Genomic DNA, 16498 nt, shown 5'->3' with positions numbered 1-16498 from the left:
TTCCGCTGAAAACACCACCCGCACCAATTTGCGAGGCTTAAGCCATGTCGACCACGGCCGTTCCCCTTCATCCTATCGCCAAGGGGTCTTTGACGCGCCTCTGGGTGGGTGTCGCCGCGGTAGCGCTGGCGGCCGGCGGCCTGGCCTGGGCCGGGCAGCGGGGCGTGGAGCCTTCGCCCGCCAGCTTCCTGGTGCATAATGGCGGCGAAGAGGGCGTGGTGACGACCGAATCGGGTCTCCAGTTCAAGGTGCTGGAGGAAGGCGCCGGTCCCAGCCCGACGGCCGCCGACGTGGCGCTGGTGGGCTATAAGGGGGCGCTGCTCGACGGCACCGTGTTCGACGAGAATCCGCAGACCGCCATGCCGGTGGACGGCGTGGTTCCGGGCTTCTCCGAAGGCCTGCAGAAGATGAAGAAGGGCGGCAAGTACCGCCTGTGGATTCCGCCGCAGCTTGGCTATGGCGAGCAGGCGGCGGGTCCGATCCCGGCCAATTCGGTGCTGGTGTTCGACGTCCAGTTGCACGACTTCAAGTCCAAGGCGGACATCATGCGCATGCAGCAGATGATGCAGCAGGGCGGAATGCCGCAGGGCGCGCCGGGGCGCTGAGTCCGGACATGGCGGAAAAGCAATTAGGGCCGGGATTTCCCGGCCTTTTTGTTGAGCCAACGCTCCCTCCGGCGCAACCTGCTCCTGCCTGCGCAGGAGCAGGTTGCATACACTACCCGGCCACCGGCACCGCCGCGCTTCTGCCGTTCTCCGCCTCCAGCGCCTTCGACCGCTCCTCCAGATAGACCTTGATCATCGCGACGATGGGATCGGCCAGGAACAGCCCCATGATCCCGAACAGCGCGCCGAAGAGGATCTGCGCGGCCAGCACCAGCGCGGGCGCCAGGTCGGTCGCCCGCTTGGCCACCATCGGCACGATCAGATAGCCGTCGACGATCTGCACCGCCAGATAGACCCCGAAAGCGTAAAGCCCCGCATCCACGCCGGCGGAAAAGCCCACGAGCACGATCAGCACGCCCGAAATGATCGATCCGATATTCGGCAGGAAGGCGAACAGCCCGGTCAATATGCCCAGCAGCCCCGCCATCGGCACGCCGCCCGCCCACAGCAGCAGCCAGGTGCCGACCCCCTCCACCGCCATGCCGATCAGCCGCCCGAACATCAGCCGCCGCAGCGTCCAGCCCATCCTGTCGGCAATGGCGTAGAAGCGGCCGCGCCTGTCCATCGGCAGCATCCAGGCGACGCCTCGCTCATAGATTTTGGGTTCTATCGCGATGAATATGGCCAGCACCAGCATCATCACCCCGCTGGTGACCGCGCCGACCATGGTCCCGACCGCCGCCGTCACCCGGCCGAGCGAGCTCATCGCCTGTTGCGCCAGGCTCTTGAAATCCTCCGGCCCCAAATCCCCCGGCATGGTGGTGACGCCCAGTTGCTGCAACCACTGGCCGATGCGGTTGACCTGCGTCTCGACGATCACCCGCATCGCCTGCGCCTGCGCGGCCAGGCTCGATCCGGTAAGGTAGAAGGTATAGACCAGGAAGGTCAGCGCGGCGACCAATATGATGGCCAGCCGCCAGCCCCGCCCGATGGGCATCAGCCTGCCCAACAGCCGCGTGCCGCCGTCCATCATCGTCGCCAGCACCAGCGCGCCCATGATCAGCATGATCGGCTGGGCCAGCAGCACCAGCAGCGCGATGGCGATGCCCATGGCGAACCACACGCCCGCCCGCTTGACCTCATGCTGGACCAGCGGGCTGCGCAATTCGCTGGGACCGGGTTCCTCTATGTGGATTTTCGTCCCGCTCAACCCAAAGCCCCTATCCGAAACGCTTATTTCGGCGGGGTAACGCTCGCCGGGCGCAGGCTGTTCCCGGCGCGGTCAGCGCGGAAGGCATGGAGCCAGCTCAGCGGGTTCCAGGACGAATCGCCGTCCAGCGAGAAGGTGATGAACTCAGCCCGGCCGCCGATCGCTTCCCACGGCACCGGCCCGCCCAACCCGTTTTCCTCCAGCGGCGCGCGGCTGTCCGCGCTGTTGTCCCGATTGTCGCCCATCAGGAAGACATGGTCCGCCGGAACCCGCACCGGCCCGTACCAGTCCAGCGTGCTCGGCCCCATGTCGATGGTGACATAGCTTTTGCCGTTGGGCAGCACCTCCTGCCGCACCGGCAGTTCGCACCAGCTTCTCCCGCTCGCGTCCGTCACCAGCGCGCCGGGGAACTGCATGGGCGGGCAGGGCGCGTTGCCGTCGACGGGGATGCGGATGGGCTTCAGCACCCTTTGCCGCACCGGCACGCCGTTCAGCACGACCTGGCCGCCGCGCACCTCCACTATGTCGCCGGGCAGGCCGATGACCCGCTTGATATAATCCTCCCGCTTGTTCTGGGGCGAGACGATGACGATGTCGCCGCGTTCCGGCAGGCGCCCGAAAATCCGCCCTTTCAGAAAGGGCAGCGGATGGAAGCTGGGGGACACGTAGGACCAGCCATAGGGATATTTGCTCACCACCAGCCGGTCGCCCTTCAGCAGCACCGGCATCATCGATTCGCTGGGGATGTAGAAGGGCTTGGCGACGAAGCTGTGGAAGGCCAGCACCGCCAGGATCAGCAGGGTGATGCTTTTAACCTCCTGCCACCAGTTCACCGGCGTCTTTTCCGGTTCGGAAGCCGGGCTGCCGGGCTGTTCGGATGAGGCGGAATCGTTTTCGGTCATGTCGGCTGCCGTCATGGGAGGATTTCCGGCTGGAGAGGTGCGACGCTTATAACGGCAGGGCTTCGATAATCACAAAGGCCTGCGCCCATGGATGATCGTCGGTGAGCGTCAAGTGAACGACCGGCCGGTGCCCTGCGGGAACCAGCGATTCCAGCCGGGCCAGCGCTCCGCCCGTCAAATGCAGCGTCGGCGCGCCGCTGGGACCATTGACGACGCCGATGTCCTTCATGAACACGCCCTGCTTGAACCCGGTGCCGACGGCCTTCGAAAACGCCTCCTTGGCGGCGAAGCGCTTGGCGAGCGTGCCCGCCTTGGTGAAGGGACGGCGGTTGGCCTTGGCCCGTTCCACATCGGTGAACACGCGATTCTCGAACCGCTCGCCGAAACGGTCGAGCGAATTCTCGATTCGCTCGATATTGCAGAGGTCGGAACCCAGGCCGACGATCAACGCGCCAGGTCCATCTGGCGGCGCATTTCGCGGATGCTGCTCTCCAGCCCGCCGAAGATCGCCTCCCCGATCAGGAAATGCCCGATATTGAGTTCGGCGATCTGCGGGATCGCCGCGACCGGCCCGACATTGTCGAAGGTCAGGCCATGGCCGGCATGGGGTTCGATGCCGTTCTTCGCCGCCAGCGCGGCGGCGTCGGCCAGCCGCCGCAGTTCCTCCGCCCGTTCGGACCCTTCCAGATGGGCGTAGCGGCCGGTGTGCAGTTCTACCACCGGCGCGCCCAGGCGCATGGCCGCCTCGATCTGCGCGGCGTCGGGCTCGATGAACAGGCTGACGCGCACGCCCGCCTTGCCCAGCGCGTCGACGATCGGGTGGAGAGCGTCGATCTGCCCGGCGGCGTCCAGCCCGCCTTCGGTGGTCCGCTCCTCCCGCTTTTCCGGCACGATGCAGGCGGCATGCGGCCGATGCCGCAGCGCGATGCCCAGCATTTCCTGCGTCGCCGCCATCTCCAGGTTCAGCGGCACCGTCAGCGCCGCCATCAGCGTGGCGATGTCCTCGTCCCGGATATGCCGCCGGTCCTCGCGCAGATGGGCGGTGATGCCGTCGGCGCCGGCCTTGGCCGCCAGCAGCGCGGCCTTGACCGGGTCGGGATGCGTTCCCCCGCGCGCGTTGCGGATGGTCGCCACATGATCGATGTTGACGCCCAGGCGCAGATGAGCGGGGGTTCGGGACATGGGCTACTGCTTCCGGCTGCCGGGCTTGATCGCCGGGATCGCCGCCAGTTCGGGCGGGATCTGGTCGGCGTCATAGACCGGGAAGTTGATGCTGACGAGCGGGTAGAATGGCACGCCCAGCTCCACCTCTCCGGCGGAACGGTCCACCAGCGCGGCTTCCGCTATGACGATGCCGCCTTCCGCCGCGACCGCCTCTATCGCCTGGCGGGAGGACAGGCCGGTGGTGACGACGTCCTCCACCATCAGCACCTTTTGTCCCGGCGCGATGGAAAAGCCGCGGCGCAGTTCGAACCTGCCCTCCGGCCGCTCCAGGAACACGGCGTCCTTGTCCAGCGCGCGGCCGATTTCATGGCCGATGATGAGTCCCCCCATCGCCGGGGATACCACCAGGTCGATTTCCTGCCGCAATTCGCGCGGCAGCTTCTGCACGGTGGCGCGGGCCAGCCGTCCGGCGCGCTCCGCGTTCATCAGCACGCGCGCGCATTGCAGGTAGTTGGCGCTGCGGCGGCCTGAGGACAGGATGAAATGCCCCTCCAGCAACGCGCCCGCAGCCCTGAATTCCGCCAATACTTCCTCGTCGGTCATTCTTGTCTTCGATCCATTCGCCCGTGCCGCCCGCTTCATGCGCGATGCGGCGCGCCTTTCCCGTCATGGGTCGCCCCATGATCTCGCCCCATGTTTGCGCGGTTGCGCGCGGGGAGCGAGATAGGCTCACCAACTAGGCGTTGCAACAGCGAAGAAAATCTGGTTGTGGAACCTTGAGGCGTTACAAAAGATGCTTATAAGCCGCGGCAGACCGATACGGGCGGGGGGGACGTGTATGCGTGCGTCTTCGTTGCCGCGGCGCCAAGGGGTTACGGGGTAAGAAGACGCTTATGAACAAGGTGAAATCGCTCGTTCTCGCCGGGTTGTTGGCCTTTGCGCCGACGCTCGCCATGAACGGTCCGGCGCTGGCCCAGGACAATGCCGCGGTTGCGGCTCCGGCTGCCGGGAATGAAGCTGCGGCCGCTGATTCGGCCGGCAATGCAGCGGCTCCCGCCGCGGAAGCCGCGCCCGCCGGGAAGGTGGCCGCGCCGCCCCGGATGAAGCCGACGCCGGGCATCGGTATGCCCATGCCGGGTGAAATCACCCTCCAGAAGCAGTTTTCGCCCACCGGGCACACCGCACGCTGGCTGCATGACGTGATGCTGCTGCCGATCATCACCATCATCTCGATCTTCGTGCTGATCCTGATGCTCTACGTGATGGTCCGTTTCCGCCGCAGCGCCAATCCGACGCCGTCCAAGACCTCGCACAACACGGTGATAGAGGTGATCTGGACCGTGGTGCCGGTGGTGATCCTGCTGGCCATCGCGGTTCCCTCCATCGGCCTGCTCGCCGACCAGTACAAGCCCGCGCCGAAGGATGCGCTGACTGTCAAGGTTACCGGCTATCAGTGGTATTGGGGCTATGAATATCCCGACAACGGCATCCCGGAATTCGTTTCCAACATGCTGCCCAAGGACAAGGCGGAGGCGAACGGCGAGCCTTATCTGCTCGCTCCCGACAATCGCCTGGTCCTGCCGGTCGGCCGCCCGATCAAGCTGATCATCACCGGCGCCGACGTCATCCACAGCTTCGCGGTCCCCTCCCTCTGGGTGAAGATGGACGCGGTGCCGGGCCGCCTCAATGAAAAGAGCTTCACCATCGAGAAGCCGGGCGTCTATTACGGCCAGTGTTCGGAATTGTGCGGCGCGCGCCACGGCTTCATGCCGATCGCGATCGAGGCTCTGGAACCCGCGCAGTTCGACCAGTGGCTGCTGTCGCAGGGCGGCACGCTGAAGGGCGCCGCCGCCGCGACCACGGCCGAAGCTGCCGCGCCCGCCGCCGCTCCTGCCGCCAAGCTTTGATGTAAGGGCATAGACGCCATGACCACCATTACCGCAGATCATCACGGCGATCATGCTCATGATCATCATGACGCCGACCACAAGCCGGCCTTCTTCCAGCGTTGGTTCATGTCGACCAACCACAAGGACATCGGCACGCTCTACCTGATCTTCGCGATCGTCGCCGGCATCATCGGCGGCGCGATTTCGGGCCTGATGCGCGCCGAACTGGCGCAGCCGGGCATCCAGTATCTCCAGACCTGGGCGCAGTTCAGCGACGGTCCCGAAGCGACGCTGGACCAGGCCTATCACCTCTGGAACGTGCTGATCACCGCCCACGGCCTCATCATGGTCTTCTTCATGGTGATGCCCGCGATGATCGGAGGCTTCGGCAACTGGTTCGTGCCGATCATGATCGGCGCGCCGGACATGGCCTTCCCGCGGATGAACAATATCAGCTTCTGGCTGCTCATCCCCGCCTTCGTCCTGCTGCTCGGCTCGACCTTCGTGCCCGGCGGCACCGGCAACGGCGCTGGCACCGGCTGGACGGTCTATGCCCCGCTCTCGACCAGCGGTTCGGCGGGTCCGGCGGTGGACATGGCGATCCTGTCGCTCCACGTCGCGGGCGTCAGCTCGATCCTGGGCGCGATCAACTTCATCACCACCATCCTCAACATGCGCGCGCCGGGCATGACCCTGCACAAGATGCCGCTGTTCGTCTGGTCGGTGCTGGTCACCGCCTTCCTGCTGCTGCTCGCGCTGCCGGTTCTGGCCGCGGCGATCACCATGCTGCTGACCGACCGCAATTTCGGCACCACCTTCTATGATGCCGCTGGCGGCGGCGATCCCGAACTCTACCAGCATCTCTTCTGGTTTTTCGGCCACCCCGAAGTGTACATCATGATCCTGCCGGGCTTCGGCATCATCAGCCAGATCGTCTCGACCTTCAGCCGCAAGCCGGTGTTCGGCTATCTCGGCATGGCCTACGCCATGGTCGCGATCGGCGTCGTCGGCTTCGTCGTCTGGGCGCACCACATGTTCACCACCGGCATGTCGGTGAACGTGAAGATGTACTTCACCGCCGCCACCATGGTGATCGCGGTGCCGACCGGCATCAAGATCTTCTCCTGGATCGCGACGATCTGGGGCGGCTCGATCAGCTACAAGACCCCGATGGTCTGGGCGCTGGGCTTCATCTTCCTGTTCACCGTGGGCGGCGTCACCGGCGTGGTGCTGGCGAATGGCGGCGTCGACGACGTGCTGCACGACACTTATTATGTCGTCGCGCACTTCCACTATGTGCTCTCGCTGGGCGCGGTGTTCGGCCTGTTCGCGGGCTTCTACTACTGGTTCCCGAAGATGTCGGGCCGGATGTACAACGAATTCCTCGGCCATCTGCACTTCTGGGTGTTCTTCGTCGGCGTGAACATGCTGTTCTTCCCGATGCACTTCCTGGGCCTGTCGGGCATGCCGCGCCGCTATCCGGACTATCCGGAGGCGTTCGCCTATTGGAACAAGTTTGCCAGCTACGGCTATGAGATCATGGCCGCCGGCATGCTGATCTTCTTCGTCAACCTCATCTGGTCGCTGGCCGCGGGCAAGAAGGCGGAGGGCAATCCCTGGGGCGAAGGCGCCACCACGCTGGAATGGACCCTGTCCAGCCCGCCGCCCTTCCACCAGTTCGAAACGCTGCCGGTCATCGACTGACCGCAGCCGGGGGCGTTCCGGTTTGCCGGAACGCCGGGATTGGCGTAAAGGCCGCCAGTTCCTGGAATCAGGCAATCCCGGCACGGTCGCCGCGCCGGGATGCCGCATGAGGAGACTATGGCAAGTTCGCCGTTCATGTCCGAAGGTCCGCTTCCCGTGATTCCCGCGCATTGGCGGGACTTTGTCGCGCTGACCAAGCCCAGGGTGATGACGCTGGTCGTCTTTACCGGGCTGTGCGGTCTGCTCGCGGCGCCGGGGCATATCCATCCGGTGCTGGCCTTCACGGCGATTCTCTGCATCGCGCTCGGTGCGGGCGCGGCGGCCGCGCTAAACCAATGGTATGAGGCGGACATCGACGCGAAGATGAAGCGCACCGCCAACCGCCCGCTGCCCGCGGGCCGGATGGACCGGCAATCCGCGCTGCATTTCGGCGTCGGCCTGTCCTTCTTCTCCGTGCTGCTGATGGGCGTCGCGACCAACTGGCTGGCGGCGGCCGTGCTGGCGGTGTCGATCCTCTTCTACGTCTTCGTCTACACCATCTGGCTCAAGCCCCGGACGGCGCAGAACATCGTCATCGGCGGCGCGGCGGGCGCTTTCCCCCCGGTCATCGGCTGGGCGGCGGTGACGGGCGACATCGGCGCGCTGCCGGTCGCGCTGTTCATGCTGATCTTCTTCTGGACGCCGCCCCATTTCTGGGCGCTGGCCCTGTTCGTGAAGACCGATTATGCGGCGGCGGGCATCCCCATGCTGCCGGTCGTCTCCGGCGAGGTCGCGACCCGCCGCCAGATATGGTTCTACACCGCGATCATGGCTGTCGCCGCCATGGCGCCCGTGCTGCTGCGCCTTACCGGCCCGATCTACGGCACGACGGCCCTGCTCGGCACGGCGCTGTTCGTCGCCATGGCCTTCCAGGTGCTGCGGCGGCGGGAAAGCGACCCCGCCCGCATGGCGCCCGAACGGCGGCTGTTCAAATATTCGATCCTCTATCTCTTCCTCCTCTTCGGCGCGGTCGTGGTCGACCGCTGGGTGTTCGCATGACTCCCGACGAAGACAGGCAGGTCCGGACGCGGCAGAAATCCCGCGCCATCGTGACGGGGGTGCTGCTGGGCGCGCTGGTCATCCTTTTCTACGCGATCACCATCGCCAAGATCGGTGGGGGACAGTGATGGCCAGCCTTCCTCCTTCGCCCTTCGACCGGGATCGCCGCAACCGGCGGACGATGATCGGCATGGCCGGCGTTGGCCTTGCCATGCTGGGCCTGGGTTTCGCCTCGGTCCCGCTCTACCGCATCTTCTGCGAGCGGACCGGCTTTGGCGGCACCACGCAGCGGGCGGACGCCGATGTGCAGGTTGCAGAAGCGGCGGGGCATCGCATGTCGATCCGCTTCGATTCCAACGTGACGCCGGGCATGCCGTGGCAGTTCCACCCGGAACGCCACACCCAGACGGTGACGGTCGGCGCCCGCAACATGGCGATCTTCGTCGCGAAGAACCTGTCGGACCGGCCGGTCACGGGCACCGCCACCTTCAACGTCACGCCATCCCAGGCGGGCGCCTATTTCACCAAGATCCAGTGCTTCTGTTTCACCCAGCAAACGCTACAGCCGGGGGAGCAGGTGCGCATGCCGGTGATCTATTATGTCGATCCGAAGATATTGACGGATGCCGACAATAAGGACACGCAGGAAATCACGCTGAGCTACACCTTCTATCCTGTTGAGCAGGATAAAAAGCCAAGCTAAGGCACAATCATAACGCGAACGGGGATGAGAAACGTCATGGCAGGCGCCAAGAACCACGATTATCATATTCTTCCGCCCAGCATCTGGCCCTTTTTCGGCTCCATGTCGGTGCTGGTCATGGCTTTCGGCGCGATCATGTGGATGCATCCGGACGCCACGCCGGCTGGCGGCGGCTGGGTTTTCCTGATCGGCCTCGCGGGCGTGCTGTTCACCATGTATAGCTGGTGGGCCAATGTCATTACGGAGGCGCATGCCGGCGACCATACGCCGGTGGTGCAGCTCCACCTGCGCTACGGCATGATCCTGTTCATCGCATCGGAAGTCATGTTCTTCGTGGGCTGGTTCTGGTCCTTCTTCGACTTCTCGCTCTTCCCCAGCCAGTTGGCGCCGATCGAGGGGATGTTCCCCTCGAAGGGCATAGAGGTGATGAACGCCTTTGAACTGCCGTTGCTCAACACGCTGATCCTGCTCTGCTCCGGCACGACCGTGACCTGGGCGCACCACGCCCTGATCCATGGCGACCGGGACGGGCTGAAGAAGGGGTTGACGCTGACGGTCATCCTGGGCGCGCTCTTCTCCGCGATCCAGGCCTATGAATATGCCCATGCGCCTTTCCCCTTCGGCGGCAGCCCCTACAGCTCGGCCTTCTACATGGCGACCGGCTTCCACGGCTTCCACGTGCTGGTGGGCACGATCTTCCTGATCGTGAACCTGATCCGCGCGCATCGGGGCGATTTCACCCCGCGCCAGCATTTCGGCTTCGAAGCCGCCGCCTGGTACTGGCATTTCGTCGACGTGGTGTGGCTGTTCCTCTTCGTCGCCATCTATGTCTGGGGCGGCTGGGGCGCGCCGGTCCACGGCGGCTGATCCTTCCGCCGATGAGTGCACGAATAACGGCCGGACCTGTTCCGGCCGTTTTCTTTTTCGGCGGCGGGCACTATGCCTGACGCCATGTCGGCCCCCGATCCTCATCCGCCCGCGCCGCAGCCCTTGCTAATCGGCGCGATGGCAGGCGCCTGCCCGCAATGCGGCGCGCCCACGCTGTTTTCCGGCCCGGTCCGTTTCGCCCCCTCATGCCGCGCCTGCGGACTGGATTACGGCCAGTTCAATGTCGGCGACGGCCCCGCGGCCTTCCTGACGCTGATCATCGGCGCGCTGATGGTGGCGATGGCGCTGATATTGGAACTGAAGGTCCATCCGCCGCTCTGGCTGCACCTCCTGCTCTGGACGCCGCTGACCGTGGCGGCGGTGATGGCCAGCCTGCGCGTGGCGAAGGGCGCGCTGCTCATCCTCGAATATCGCAACAAGGCGCGCGAGGGCCGCCTGATCGCAAGGGACCGCGAAGCATGAGCCGCCGCCTGCCCCTCATCCCCACGCTGATCGTCGCGGCGGCGGTGCTGGTCATGATCGGCCTCGGCGTCTGGCAACTCCAGCGCCGCGCCGAAAAGGAATCGACGCTGGCCCTGGTCGCCGCCAATCCGGCCAAGCCCCCCGTGGCCTTCCCGGCCCATCCGCCCGTGCCGCCCGAACTTCTGTTCCGCCGCTCCTCCGCCCATTGCCTGCGCGTGGTCCACTGGCGCAGCGAAGCCGGGCGCGCCGCTGACGGATCGGTCGGCTACCGCTATATCGCCGAATGCGCGACCGGCGCGGAAGGCCCCGGCGTGCTGGTCGCGGCGGGCGTCGCGAAGACGCCTGACGCAAGGCCCCAATGGCAGGGCGGCCAGATGCGCGGCTGGATAGGGGAGGAACCCGATCACCGATCCCTTCTGTCGCGCATCGGCGGCCAGGCCATGCCGCTCCGCCCCATGCTGATCGCCGGGGAGCCGGTGCCTGGCCTCAAGCCGCTGGCGCCGCCCACCGCCGCCGACGTGCCCAACAACCATCTGGCCTATGCCGGGCAATGGTTCTTCTTCGCCGCCGTCGCGGTGGTCATCTACCTGCTCGCGCTGCGCAGACGGACGCCGCGACCTTAAATGCTTGCCCGAAGGCGCGTCGAGCGCTACCGGGCTACCCCCATGCACTATGTGAGCACCAGGGGAAGCGCGCCCGCGCTCGGGTTCGAGGATGTGACGCTGGCCGGGCTGGCGTCCGATGGCGGACTCTATGTGCCGGAAAGCTGGCCCAGCTTCTCCGCCGACCAGATTCGCGCGCTTTCGGGCCTTTCCTATGTCGAAACGGCGGTGCGGGTCATGGCGCCCTTCGTCGCCGGATCGCTTAACGAAGAGGAACTGCGCGAACTGTGCGCCGCCGCCTATGGCCGGTTCAGCCACGACGCGGTGACGCCGCTGGTGCAGCTCGATCATCGCCACTGGCTGCTGGAACTGTTCCACGGGCCGACCCTGGCGTTCAAGGATGTGGCGCTGCAACTGCTCGGCCAGTTGTTCGAACGCTTCCTGTCGCGGCGGGACGCTCATCTGACCATCGTTGGCGCGACCTCCGGCGACACTGGATCGGCGGCCATCGACGCGGTGGCGGGGCGAGAGAAGATCGACATCTTCATGCTGCATCCCGACGGCCGCGTGTCGGACGTGCAGCGCCGCCAGATGACCACGGTGCTCGCTCCCAACGTCCATAACATCGCCATCGACGGCAGCTTCGACGACGCGCAGGCGCTGGTGAAGGCGATGTTCAACGACGCCGATTTTGCGCGCCGCTTCAACCTGTCGGCGGTGAACAGCATCAACTGGGCGCGGCTGATGGCGCAGGTCGTCTATTATTTCTACGCCGCCGTGCGCCTGGGCGCGCCGGACAGGGCCATCGCCTTCTCCGTCCCCACAGGCAATTTCGGCGACGTGTTCGCAGGCTATGTCGCGGCGAAGATGGGCCTGCCCGTCGCCAAGCTGATGGTCGCGACCAACGTCAACGACATCCTCCACCGCGCCTTGGCGGAGGGCGACTATAGCCAGGGCCAGGTGGTGGCGACCGCGACCCCCAGCATGGACATCCAGGTCAGTTCGAACTTCGAACGGCTGCTGTTCGACGCGGGCGGCCGCGACGGCAAGGCGCTCGCCGAACAGATGAAGGGCTTTGAAGCCAGCAAGGCGATGCGCCTCACCAACGCCCAGCGGGATGGCGCGTCCGCGCTGTTCACCTCGGCGCGGGTCGATGCCGACGCCATGACCATGGCGATGCGCTGGGCCTATGACGCGGCGGGGCAGGTGATCGATCCGCACAGCGCCATCGGCCTGGCGGCGGCGCGCTCGATCGACCTCGATCCGGCGGTGCCCGTGGTCACGCTGGCGACGGCGCATGCGGCGAAATTCCCCACGGCGGTCGAGCGGGCCACCGGCATCCGCCCGTCTCTGCCTTCGCGGGTGGGCGACCTGTTTGCGCGGGAAGAGGCCTATGCCAAGCTGCCCGGCACCTTCGAAGCGGTCACCGCCTATGTCGCGGAGCGGGCGACGCCGAGGGGCTGAGGTGAACCTCCAGACCCTTCCCGGCGAACCCTGGTCCGATTACGGCCTGATCGATTCGGGCCATGGACGGAAGCTGGAACGCTATGGCCGCTACCGCTTCATCCGGCCGGAGCCGCAGGCCATGTGGGCGCCCGCGCAGGACGACTGGCAGGCCGACGGCGAATTCATCCCCGGTTCCGACGAGGAAGGCGGCGGGCGCTGGTTCTACGAACGGCCCGTCCCGGCCGAAGGCTGGCCGCTGCACTGGCAAGAGGTGACGTTCCAGGCCAGTTGCACGCCCTTCCGCCATCTGGGCTTCTTTCCCGACATGGCGCCGGTCTGGGACTGGATGCGCGGCAGGATCGCGGACAAGGACCAGGCGCAGGTCATGAACCTGTTTGGCTATACCGGCGTCGGCACGCTGGCGATGGCGGCGGCGGGCGCGCAGATGGTGCATGTCGACGCTTCCAAGAAGTCGGTGGCGCAGGCGCGGGCCAATGCGGCGCTGTCGGGGCTGGAGGATCGCCCGGTCCGCTGGATCGTCGACGACGCGGCCAAGTTCGTGGCGCGGGAGGTGCGGCGCGGCCGGCGCTATGACGGCATATTGCTCGATCCGCCCAAATATGGGCGTGGTCCCGATGGCGAGGTCTGGCGGCTGGAAGAGGATCTGCCGGGACTGATCGCGCATTGCCGCCAATTGCTGGACGCGGACAGCCGCTTCCTGTTCCTGACTGTCTATGCCGTCCGCATGTCGGCGCTGGCCATCGGGGAATTGTTGCGCCAAGCCTTTGCCGATCTGCCGGGCACCGTGGAAGCGGGCGAACTGGCGGTGCGCGAAGAGGCACGCGGATTGATGCTGCCCACCGCGATCTGGGCCCGGTGGAGCCGCTAAGTCCATTCCGTCATTGGGCGACGGGCGGCTGAAGTTTGTTCCGTCTGCGCGGTTCAGACGTGTCAACCGGGCTCCTGCCCGCGCCCGATTAACGCGGTGCGCTCTAGAAACTCGCCTTCAGCCCGTCGATCACGAACTGAGCGGCCAGTGCCGCCAGCAGGACGCCCAGCAGCCGCGTGATGACCGCCTCGATCTTGGCGCCGAGCAGCGCCATGATCGGCCCAGCGGCCAGCAGCGACGCCAACATCAGCACCAGCGTCACGACCACGGCGCCGATCACCACCAGTCGTTCGCTCAGCCCTTCCGCCCGCGACATCAGCAGCATCACCGTGGCGATCGAACCCGGTCCGGCGATCATCGGCATCGCCATGGGGAAGACCGACACATCCTCCACCTCGGGCGTCTCCGCGATCTTCTGCGCCCGGTCTTCGCGCCGCTGGGTGCGCTTTTCGAACACCATGTCCATGGCGATGATGAACAGCATGATTCCGCCCGCGATGCGGAAGCTGTCCAGTTCGATCCCCAGAGTGCCCAGCAACTGCTTGCCCCAGAGCGCGAACAGCAGCAGGATTCCGGCCGCGATGGCGACGGCGCGGATCGCCATGCTGCGCCGCTGGACCTGCGTCGCGCCGGTGGTGAGGCTGGCATAGATCGGCGCGCAGCCCGGCGGATCGATCACCACGAACAGGGTGACGAAGGCGGAGATGAACAGTTCCGTCATGGCGCCGCGGCCACCCTGTCGTCGATCACGGTTTCATAGTCGGTCCCATTCCACATGCGCACTGTCACGCGGCGGCTGCCGTCGGCTGCGGCCTCTGCGTTCCAGCTCAGGCTTTCGTCGCGGGGAGCCGTCGGCATCTCGCCCTTTGCCGCTTTGCGGCCCGGCGGAGGGCTGGCGGGGCGCGGGGCCCCTCCTGCGCGGGCGCGCTTGCAGGTCGCGACCTTGCCGATGAGGAATTCGGGCGCTTCACGGGCGCTGGCGAGCGTGTCGCCATGGTCCATGATCCACTTCCACTCGCCCTTCCTGTCCCGCTGCCAGATGGTGGTGAAATAGCCGACCGATCCGTCCGGCCGCTTCCAGCCGCCGGTGCTGGCCGCCAGATCGCCGTCGCAGGACACGTAGATGGCCGACGGCGTCCAGCTTACCGGGGCAGGGGGGTCGGCCCGCCCCTTCAGCCATTGCTTCGCCAAGACCCGCTGCGGCACGAACATGACGGCCTCGTCCGCAGCGGTTTCGCGGAAGGCGGTCCATTGCCCCTTCTGCTGCGCCAGCCGGTTGAAGGCGAGTTCGGCGGCGAACACGGAACTGGGGTCGGGCTGATAGCGCATGGGCGGGCGGGCGCCAGCCAGCGCCGGCAATGTCAGGGCAAGAAGCGCGGCGCGCGCCTTCACAGCCCCTCCGGCCTGGGCAGTCCGGCCCGCGCATGCGCCGCCACCAGCGTATTGCGCAGCAGGACGGCGATGGTCATCGGCCCGACGCCGCCCGGCACCGGCGTGATGGCGCGGACATGCGCCAGCGCTTCGGCCGTGGCGACGTCGCCGACGATCCGGCTCTTGCCGTCCTCCGTATCGGTGACGCGGTTGATGCCGACGTCGATCACGGTCGCGCCCGGCTTGATCCATTCGCCCTTCACCATCTCCGCCCGGCCTACGGCGGCGACGACGATGTCGGCGCGATGCACGACCGAGGCAATGTCCCGCGTGCGGCTGTGCGCGATGGTGACCGTGCAATTTTCCGCCAGCAGCAATTGCGCCATCGGCTTGCCCACGATGTTGGAGCGGCCGACCACCACGGCTTCCAGCCCCGAAAGGTCGCCCAGCTCATCCTTCAGCAGCATGATGCAGCCCAGCGGCGTGCAGGGCACCATCGCCTCCTGCCCGGTGGCGAGCAGGCCCGAATTGACGACATGGAACCCATCCACATCCTTGGCGGGATCGATCGTGCCGATCACGGACGCCTCGTTGATGTGCGGCGGCAGGGGCAACTGGACCAGGATGCCGTCCACCCGCTCGTCGGCATTCAGTTCCTCGACCAGGTCCAGCAATTCCTCCTCGCCTATGGAGGCGGGCAGCTTGAACTCCATGCTCTCCATGCCCGCGGCGACGGTCATCTTGCCCTTGTTGCGGACGTAGACGGAACTGGCCGGATCTTCGCCGACCAGCACCACGGCCAGCCCCGGCTTGCGCCCGGTCTTGGCGATGAAGGCGCCGACCCCGTCCGCGACCTTGCCGCGAAGCGTCTCCGCAAAGGCCTTGCCGTCGATGATCTTGCCGATGGTCATGATGCTTCACCCTGTTATTCGATAATGGTGGAGAGCCGGCCAGAGGCCAACGCTTCACCGCCCCCCTTGATCCGCAGCCGCTTTAGCCGGTTGGCGTCGCCCGATTCCAGCGAAATCGCCCCGCGTGGCCAATCCAGCCGCTTCGCCAGCAGCGCGATCAGCGCCGCATTGGCCTTGCCCCTTTCCGGCACGGCGCGGACGCGGGCGCTCAGCCATGTCGCGCCCTTGTCGTCCGTCCAGACGCCGCCGATCTCTTCCCGCGCCGCGCCCGGCGTCAACCGGACGGAAAGGATGAGGTCGTCTCCGTCCCGGCTCCAGACCGTCACACCAGTCCGAACAGCGGCGGCAATATGGCCTGGCGGATGATCAGAATGCCCAGCAGCACGACCATGGGCGACAGGTCCAGCGCCCCCAGGTCCGGCAGCACCCGGCGGATCGGATTGTAGATGGGCGCCGTCATCCGATCCAGCGCCACCATCACCGTGCGCACGAAATCATTGGAAAGATTGACGACGTTGAAGGCGATCAGCCAGCTCATGATGGCCTGGATGATGATGATCCACCACAGCACATCGAGCAGGATGACGATGATCTGATAGAGGGCGTAGGCCATGCGATCTCCGATTTGATTGGGATTGCTCTAGCCGAGGCGGGCGGCGCGGGACAAGCCATGGTGGGAGATTTGATTGGGTTGGGCGGTCGAAGGCTGGTGGA

The 16498-nt window shown here is 66.1% G+C and carries 21 protein-coding genes; 11 read left to right on the top strand and 10 right to left on the bottom strand.

Annotated features, from left to right (window positions below):
* Positions 1–44: 44 nt before the first annotated feature.
* A complete protein-coding gene (locus tag L286_RS26350) occupies positions 45–605 on the top strand; it encodes an FKBP-type peptidyl-prolyl cis-trans isomerase (RefSeq protein ID WP_007686512.1) in 561 nt (186 codons plus the stop codon).
* A gap of 112 nt (positions 606–717) precedes the next feature.
* On the opposite strand, the gene L286_RS26345 is transcribed toward L286_RS26350, so the two are convergent.
* The 5 genes from L286_RS26345 to pyrE are packed head-to-tail and all read right to left on the bottom strand — an operon-like array spanning position 718 to position 4484.
* The gene (locus L286_RS26345; protein ID WP_021222954.1) at positions 718–1815 is read right to left on the bottom strand and encodes an AI-2E family transporter; all 1098 of its coding nucleotides are present in this window, start codon (positions 1813–1815) and stop codon (positions 718–720) included.
* A gap of 23 nt (positions 1816–1838) precedes the next feature.
* Positions 1839–2732: a signal peptidase I gene (gene lepB / locus L286_RS26340; RefSeq protein ID WP_021222953.1), complete on the bottom strand. Its 894-nt coding sequence runs from the start codon at positions 2730–2732 to the stop codon at positions 1839–1841.
* Between the two features lie 31 nt (positions 2733–2763).
* The gene (gene acpS, locus L286_RS26335; RefSeq protein WP_007686508.1) at positions 2764–3165 is read right to left on the bottom strand and encodes a holo-ACP synthase; all 402 of its coding nucleotides are present in this window, start codon (positions 3163–3165) and stop codon (positions 2764–2766) included.
* Complete coding sequence (locus L286_RS26330) at positions 3162–3899, bottom strand: pyridoxine 5'-phosphate synthase (RefSeq protein WP_007686507.1); 738 nt, start codon at positions 3897–3899, stop codon at positions 3162–3164. Before L286_RS26330 ends, acpS begins: the two co-directional genes overlap by 4 nt.
* 3 nt (positions 3900–3902) lie before the next feature.
* Positions 3903–4484 carry an orotate phosphoribosyltransferase gene (pyrE, locus tag L286_RS26325; protein ID WP_020819365.1) on the bottom strand — a complete coding sequence of 194 codons (582 nt, stop codon included), beginning with the start codon at positions 4482–4484 and terminating at the stop codon, positions 3903–3905.
* A 290-nt stretch (positions 4485–4774) separates the two neighbouring features.
* Here pyrE and coxB point away from each other — a divergent pair, with 290 nt between their 5' ends.
* The 10 genes from coxB (at position 4775) to L286_RS26280 (ending at position 13502) form a co-directional block, all read left to right on the top strand.
* A complete protein-coding gene (coxB, locus tag L286_RS26320; RefSeq protein WP_020819364.1) occupies positions 4775–5788 on the top strand; it encodes a cytochrome c oxidase subunit II in 1014 nt (337 codons plus the stop codon).
* Between the two features lie 18 nt (positions 5789–5806).
* Positions 5807–7474, top strand: coding sequence for a cytochrome c oxidase subunit I (ctaD, locus tag L286_RS26315; protein WP_020819363.1), 1668 nt, complete (start codon positions 5807–5809; stop codon positions 7472–7474).
* Between the two features lie 117 nt (positions 7475–7591).
* Positions 7592–8512 (top strand): heme o synthase, encoded by a 921-nt coding sequence (locus tag L286_RS26310; protein WP_007688552.1) that lies wholly within the window; start codon positions 7592–7594, stop codon positions 8510–8512.
* Positions 8509–8640 carry a hypothetical protein gene (locus L286_RS49500; RefSeq protein WP_007688554.1) on the top strand — a complete coding sequence of 44 codons (132 nt, stop codon included), beginning with the start codon at positions 8509–8511 and terminating at the stop codon, positions 8638–8640. Before L286_RS26310 ends, L286_RS49500 begins: the two co-directional genes overlap by 4 nt.
* Entirely contained in the window at positions 8640–9215 is a 576-nt protein-coding gene (locus L286_RS26305; protein ID WP_013039199.1) for a cytochrome c oxidase assembly protein, read from the top strand. Before L286_RS49500 ends, L286_RS26305 begins: the two co-directional genes overlap by 1 nt.
* 36 nt (positions 9216–9251) lie before the next feature.
* Complete coding sequence (locus tag L286_RS26300) at positions 9252–10082, top strand: cytochrome c oxidase subunit 3 (RefSeq protein WP_007688559.1); 831 nt, start codon at positions 9252–9254, stop codon at positions 10080–10082.
* A gap of 72 nt (positions 10083–10154) precedes the next feature.
* The gene (locus L286_RS26295) at positions 10155–10565 is read left to right on the top strand and encodes a DUF983 domain-containing protein (RefSeq protein WP_021222952.1); all 411 of its coding nucleotides are present in this window, start codon (positions 10155–10157) and stop codon (positions 10563–10565) included.
* Positions 10562–11188, top strand: a complete 627-nt coding sequence (locus L286_RS26290; RefSeq protein ID WP_020819361.1) for an SURF1 family protein — start codon at positions 10562–10564, stop codon at positions 11186–11188. Before L286_RS26295 ends, L286_RS26290 begins: the two co-directional genes overlap by 4 nt.
* A 42-nt stretch (positions 11189–11230) precedes the next feature.
* The gene (gene thrC, locus L286_RS26285) at positions 11231–12631 is read left to right on the top strand and encodes a threonine synthase (protein ID WP_020819360.1); all 1401 of its coding nucleotides are present in this window, start codon (positions 11231–11233) and stop codon (positions 12629–12631) included.
* A gap of 1 nt (position 12632) precedes the next feature.
* Positions 12633–13502 (top strand): class I SAM-dependent methyltransferase, encoded by an 870-nt coding sequence (locus tag L286_RS26280; RefSeq protein WP_007688563.1) that lies wholly within the window; start codon positions 12633–12635, stop codon positions 13500–13502.
* A gap of 103 nt (positions 13503–13605) precedes the next feature.
* On the opposite strand, the gene L286_RS26275 is transcribed toward L286_RS26280, so the two are convergent.
* The 5 genes from L286_RS26275 to L286_RS26255 are packed head-to-tail and all read right to left on the bottom strand — an operon-like array spanning position 13606 to position 16397.
* Positions 13606–14223: a MarC family protein gene (locus tag L286_RS26275; RefSeq protein ID WP_007688564.1), complete on the bottom strand. Its 618-nt coding sequence runs from the start codon at positions 14221–14223 to the stop codon at positions 13606–13608.
* Positions 14220–14894 (bottom strand): YybH family protein, encoded by a 675-nt coding sequence (locus L286_RS26270; RefSeq protein ID WP_020819359.1) that lies wholly within the window; start codon positions 14892–14894, stop codon positions 14220–14222. The genes L286_RS26275 and L286_RS26270 overlap by 4 nt, the downstream gene beginning before the upstream one ends.
* Entirely contained in the window at positions 14891–15784 is an 894-nt protein-coding gene (gene folD / locus L286_RS26265) for a bifunctional methylenetetrahydrofolate dehydrogenase/methenyltetrahydrofolate cyclohydrolase FolD (protein ID WP_007688566.1), read from the bottom strand. Before folD ends, L286_RS26270 begins: the two co-directional genes overlap by 4 nt.
* A gap of 14 nt (positions 15785–15798) precedes the next feature.
* The gene (locus tag L286_RS26260; RefSeq protein WP_020819358.1) at positions 15799–16110 is read right to left on the bottom strand and encodes a DUF167 family protein; all 312 of its coding nucleotides are present in this window, start codon (positions 16108–16110) and stop codon (positions 15799–15801) included.
* A complete protein-coding gene (locus L286_RS26255; RefSeq protein ID WP_007688568.1) occupies positions 16107–16397 on the bottom strand; it encodes a YggT family protein in 291 nt (96 codons plus the stop codon). Before L286_RS26255 ends, L286_RS26260 begins: the two co-directional genes overlap by 4 nt.
* Positions 16398–16498: the final 101 nt, after the last annotated feature.

Source organism: Sphingobium sp. HDIP04, from assembly GCF_000445085.1.
GTDB lineage: Bacteria > Pseudomonadota > Alphaproteobacteria > Sphingomonadales > Sphingomonadaceae > Sphingobium > Sphingobium indicum.
Note: the sequence above shows the minus strand (reverse complement) of the source record. Positions and strands in the feature narration are given on the sequence as shown.

Bases quoted from the DNA above. Each gene is read 5' to 3' on its own strand.
- L286_RS26350 (WP_007686512.1), top strand. From the start codon at position 45: ATGTCGACCACGGCCGTTCCCCTTCATCCTATCGCCAAGGGGTCTTTG.
- lepB (WP_021222953.1), bottom strand. From the start codon at position 2,732: ATGACGGCAGCCGACATGACCGAAAACGATTCCGCCTCATCCGAACAG.
- L286_RS26330 (WP_007686507.1), bottom strand. From the start codon at position 3,899: ATGTCCCGAACCCCCGCTCATCTGCGCCTGGGCGTCAACATCGATCAT.
- pyrE (WP_020819365.1), bottom strand. From the start codon at position 4,484: ATGACCGACGAGGAAGTATTGGCGGAATTCAGGGCTGCGGGCGCGTTG.
- coxB (WP_020819364.1), top strand. From the start codon at position 4,775: ATGAACAAGGTGAAATCGCTCGTTCTCGCCGGGTTGTTGGCCTTTGCG.
- ctaD (WP_020819363.1), top strand. From the start codon at position 5,807: ATGACCACCATTACCGCAGATCATCACGGCGATCATGCTCATGATCAT.
- L286_RS26310 (WP_007688552.1), top strand. From the start codon at position 7,592: ATGGCAAGTTCGCCGTTCATGTCCGAAGGTCCGCTTCCCGTGATTCCC.
- L286_RS49500 (WP_007688554.1), top strand. From the start codon at position 8,509: ATGACTCCCGACGAAGACAGGCAGGTCCGGACGCGGCAGAAATCCCGC.
- L286_RS26305 (WP_013039199.1), top strand. From the start codon at position 8,640: ATGGCCAGCCTTCCTCCTTCGCCCTTCGACCGGGATCGCCGCAACCGG.
- L286_RS26300 (WP_007688559.1), top strand. From the start codon at position 9,252: ATGGCAGGCGCCAAGAACCACGATTATCATATTCTTCCGCCCAGCATC.
- L286_RS26295 (WP_021222952.1), top strand. From the start codon at position 10,155: ATGCCTGACGCCATGTCGGCCCCCGATCCTCATCCGCCCGCGCCGCAG.
- L286_RS26290 (WP_020819361.1), top strand. From the start codon at position 10,562: ATGAGCCGCCGCCTGCCCCTCATCCCCACGCTGATCGTCGCGGCGGCG.
- thrC (WP_020819360.1), top strand. From the start codon at position 11,231: ATGCACTATGTGAGCACCAGGGGAAGCGCGCCCGCGCTCGGGTTCGAG.
- L286_RS26275 (WP_007688564.1), bottom strand. From the start codon at position 14,223: ATGACGGAACTGTTCATCTCCGCCTTCGTCACCCTGTTCGTGGTGATC.
- folD (WP_007688566.1), bottom strand. From the start codon at position 15,784: ATGACCATCGGCAAGATCATCGACGGCAAGGCCTTTGCGGAGACGCTT.
- L286_RS26255 (WP_007688568.1), bottom strand. From the start codon at position 16,397: ATGGCCTACGCCCTCTATCAGATCATCGTCATCCTGCTCGATGTGCTG.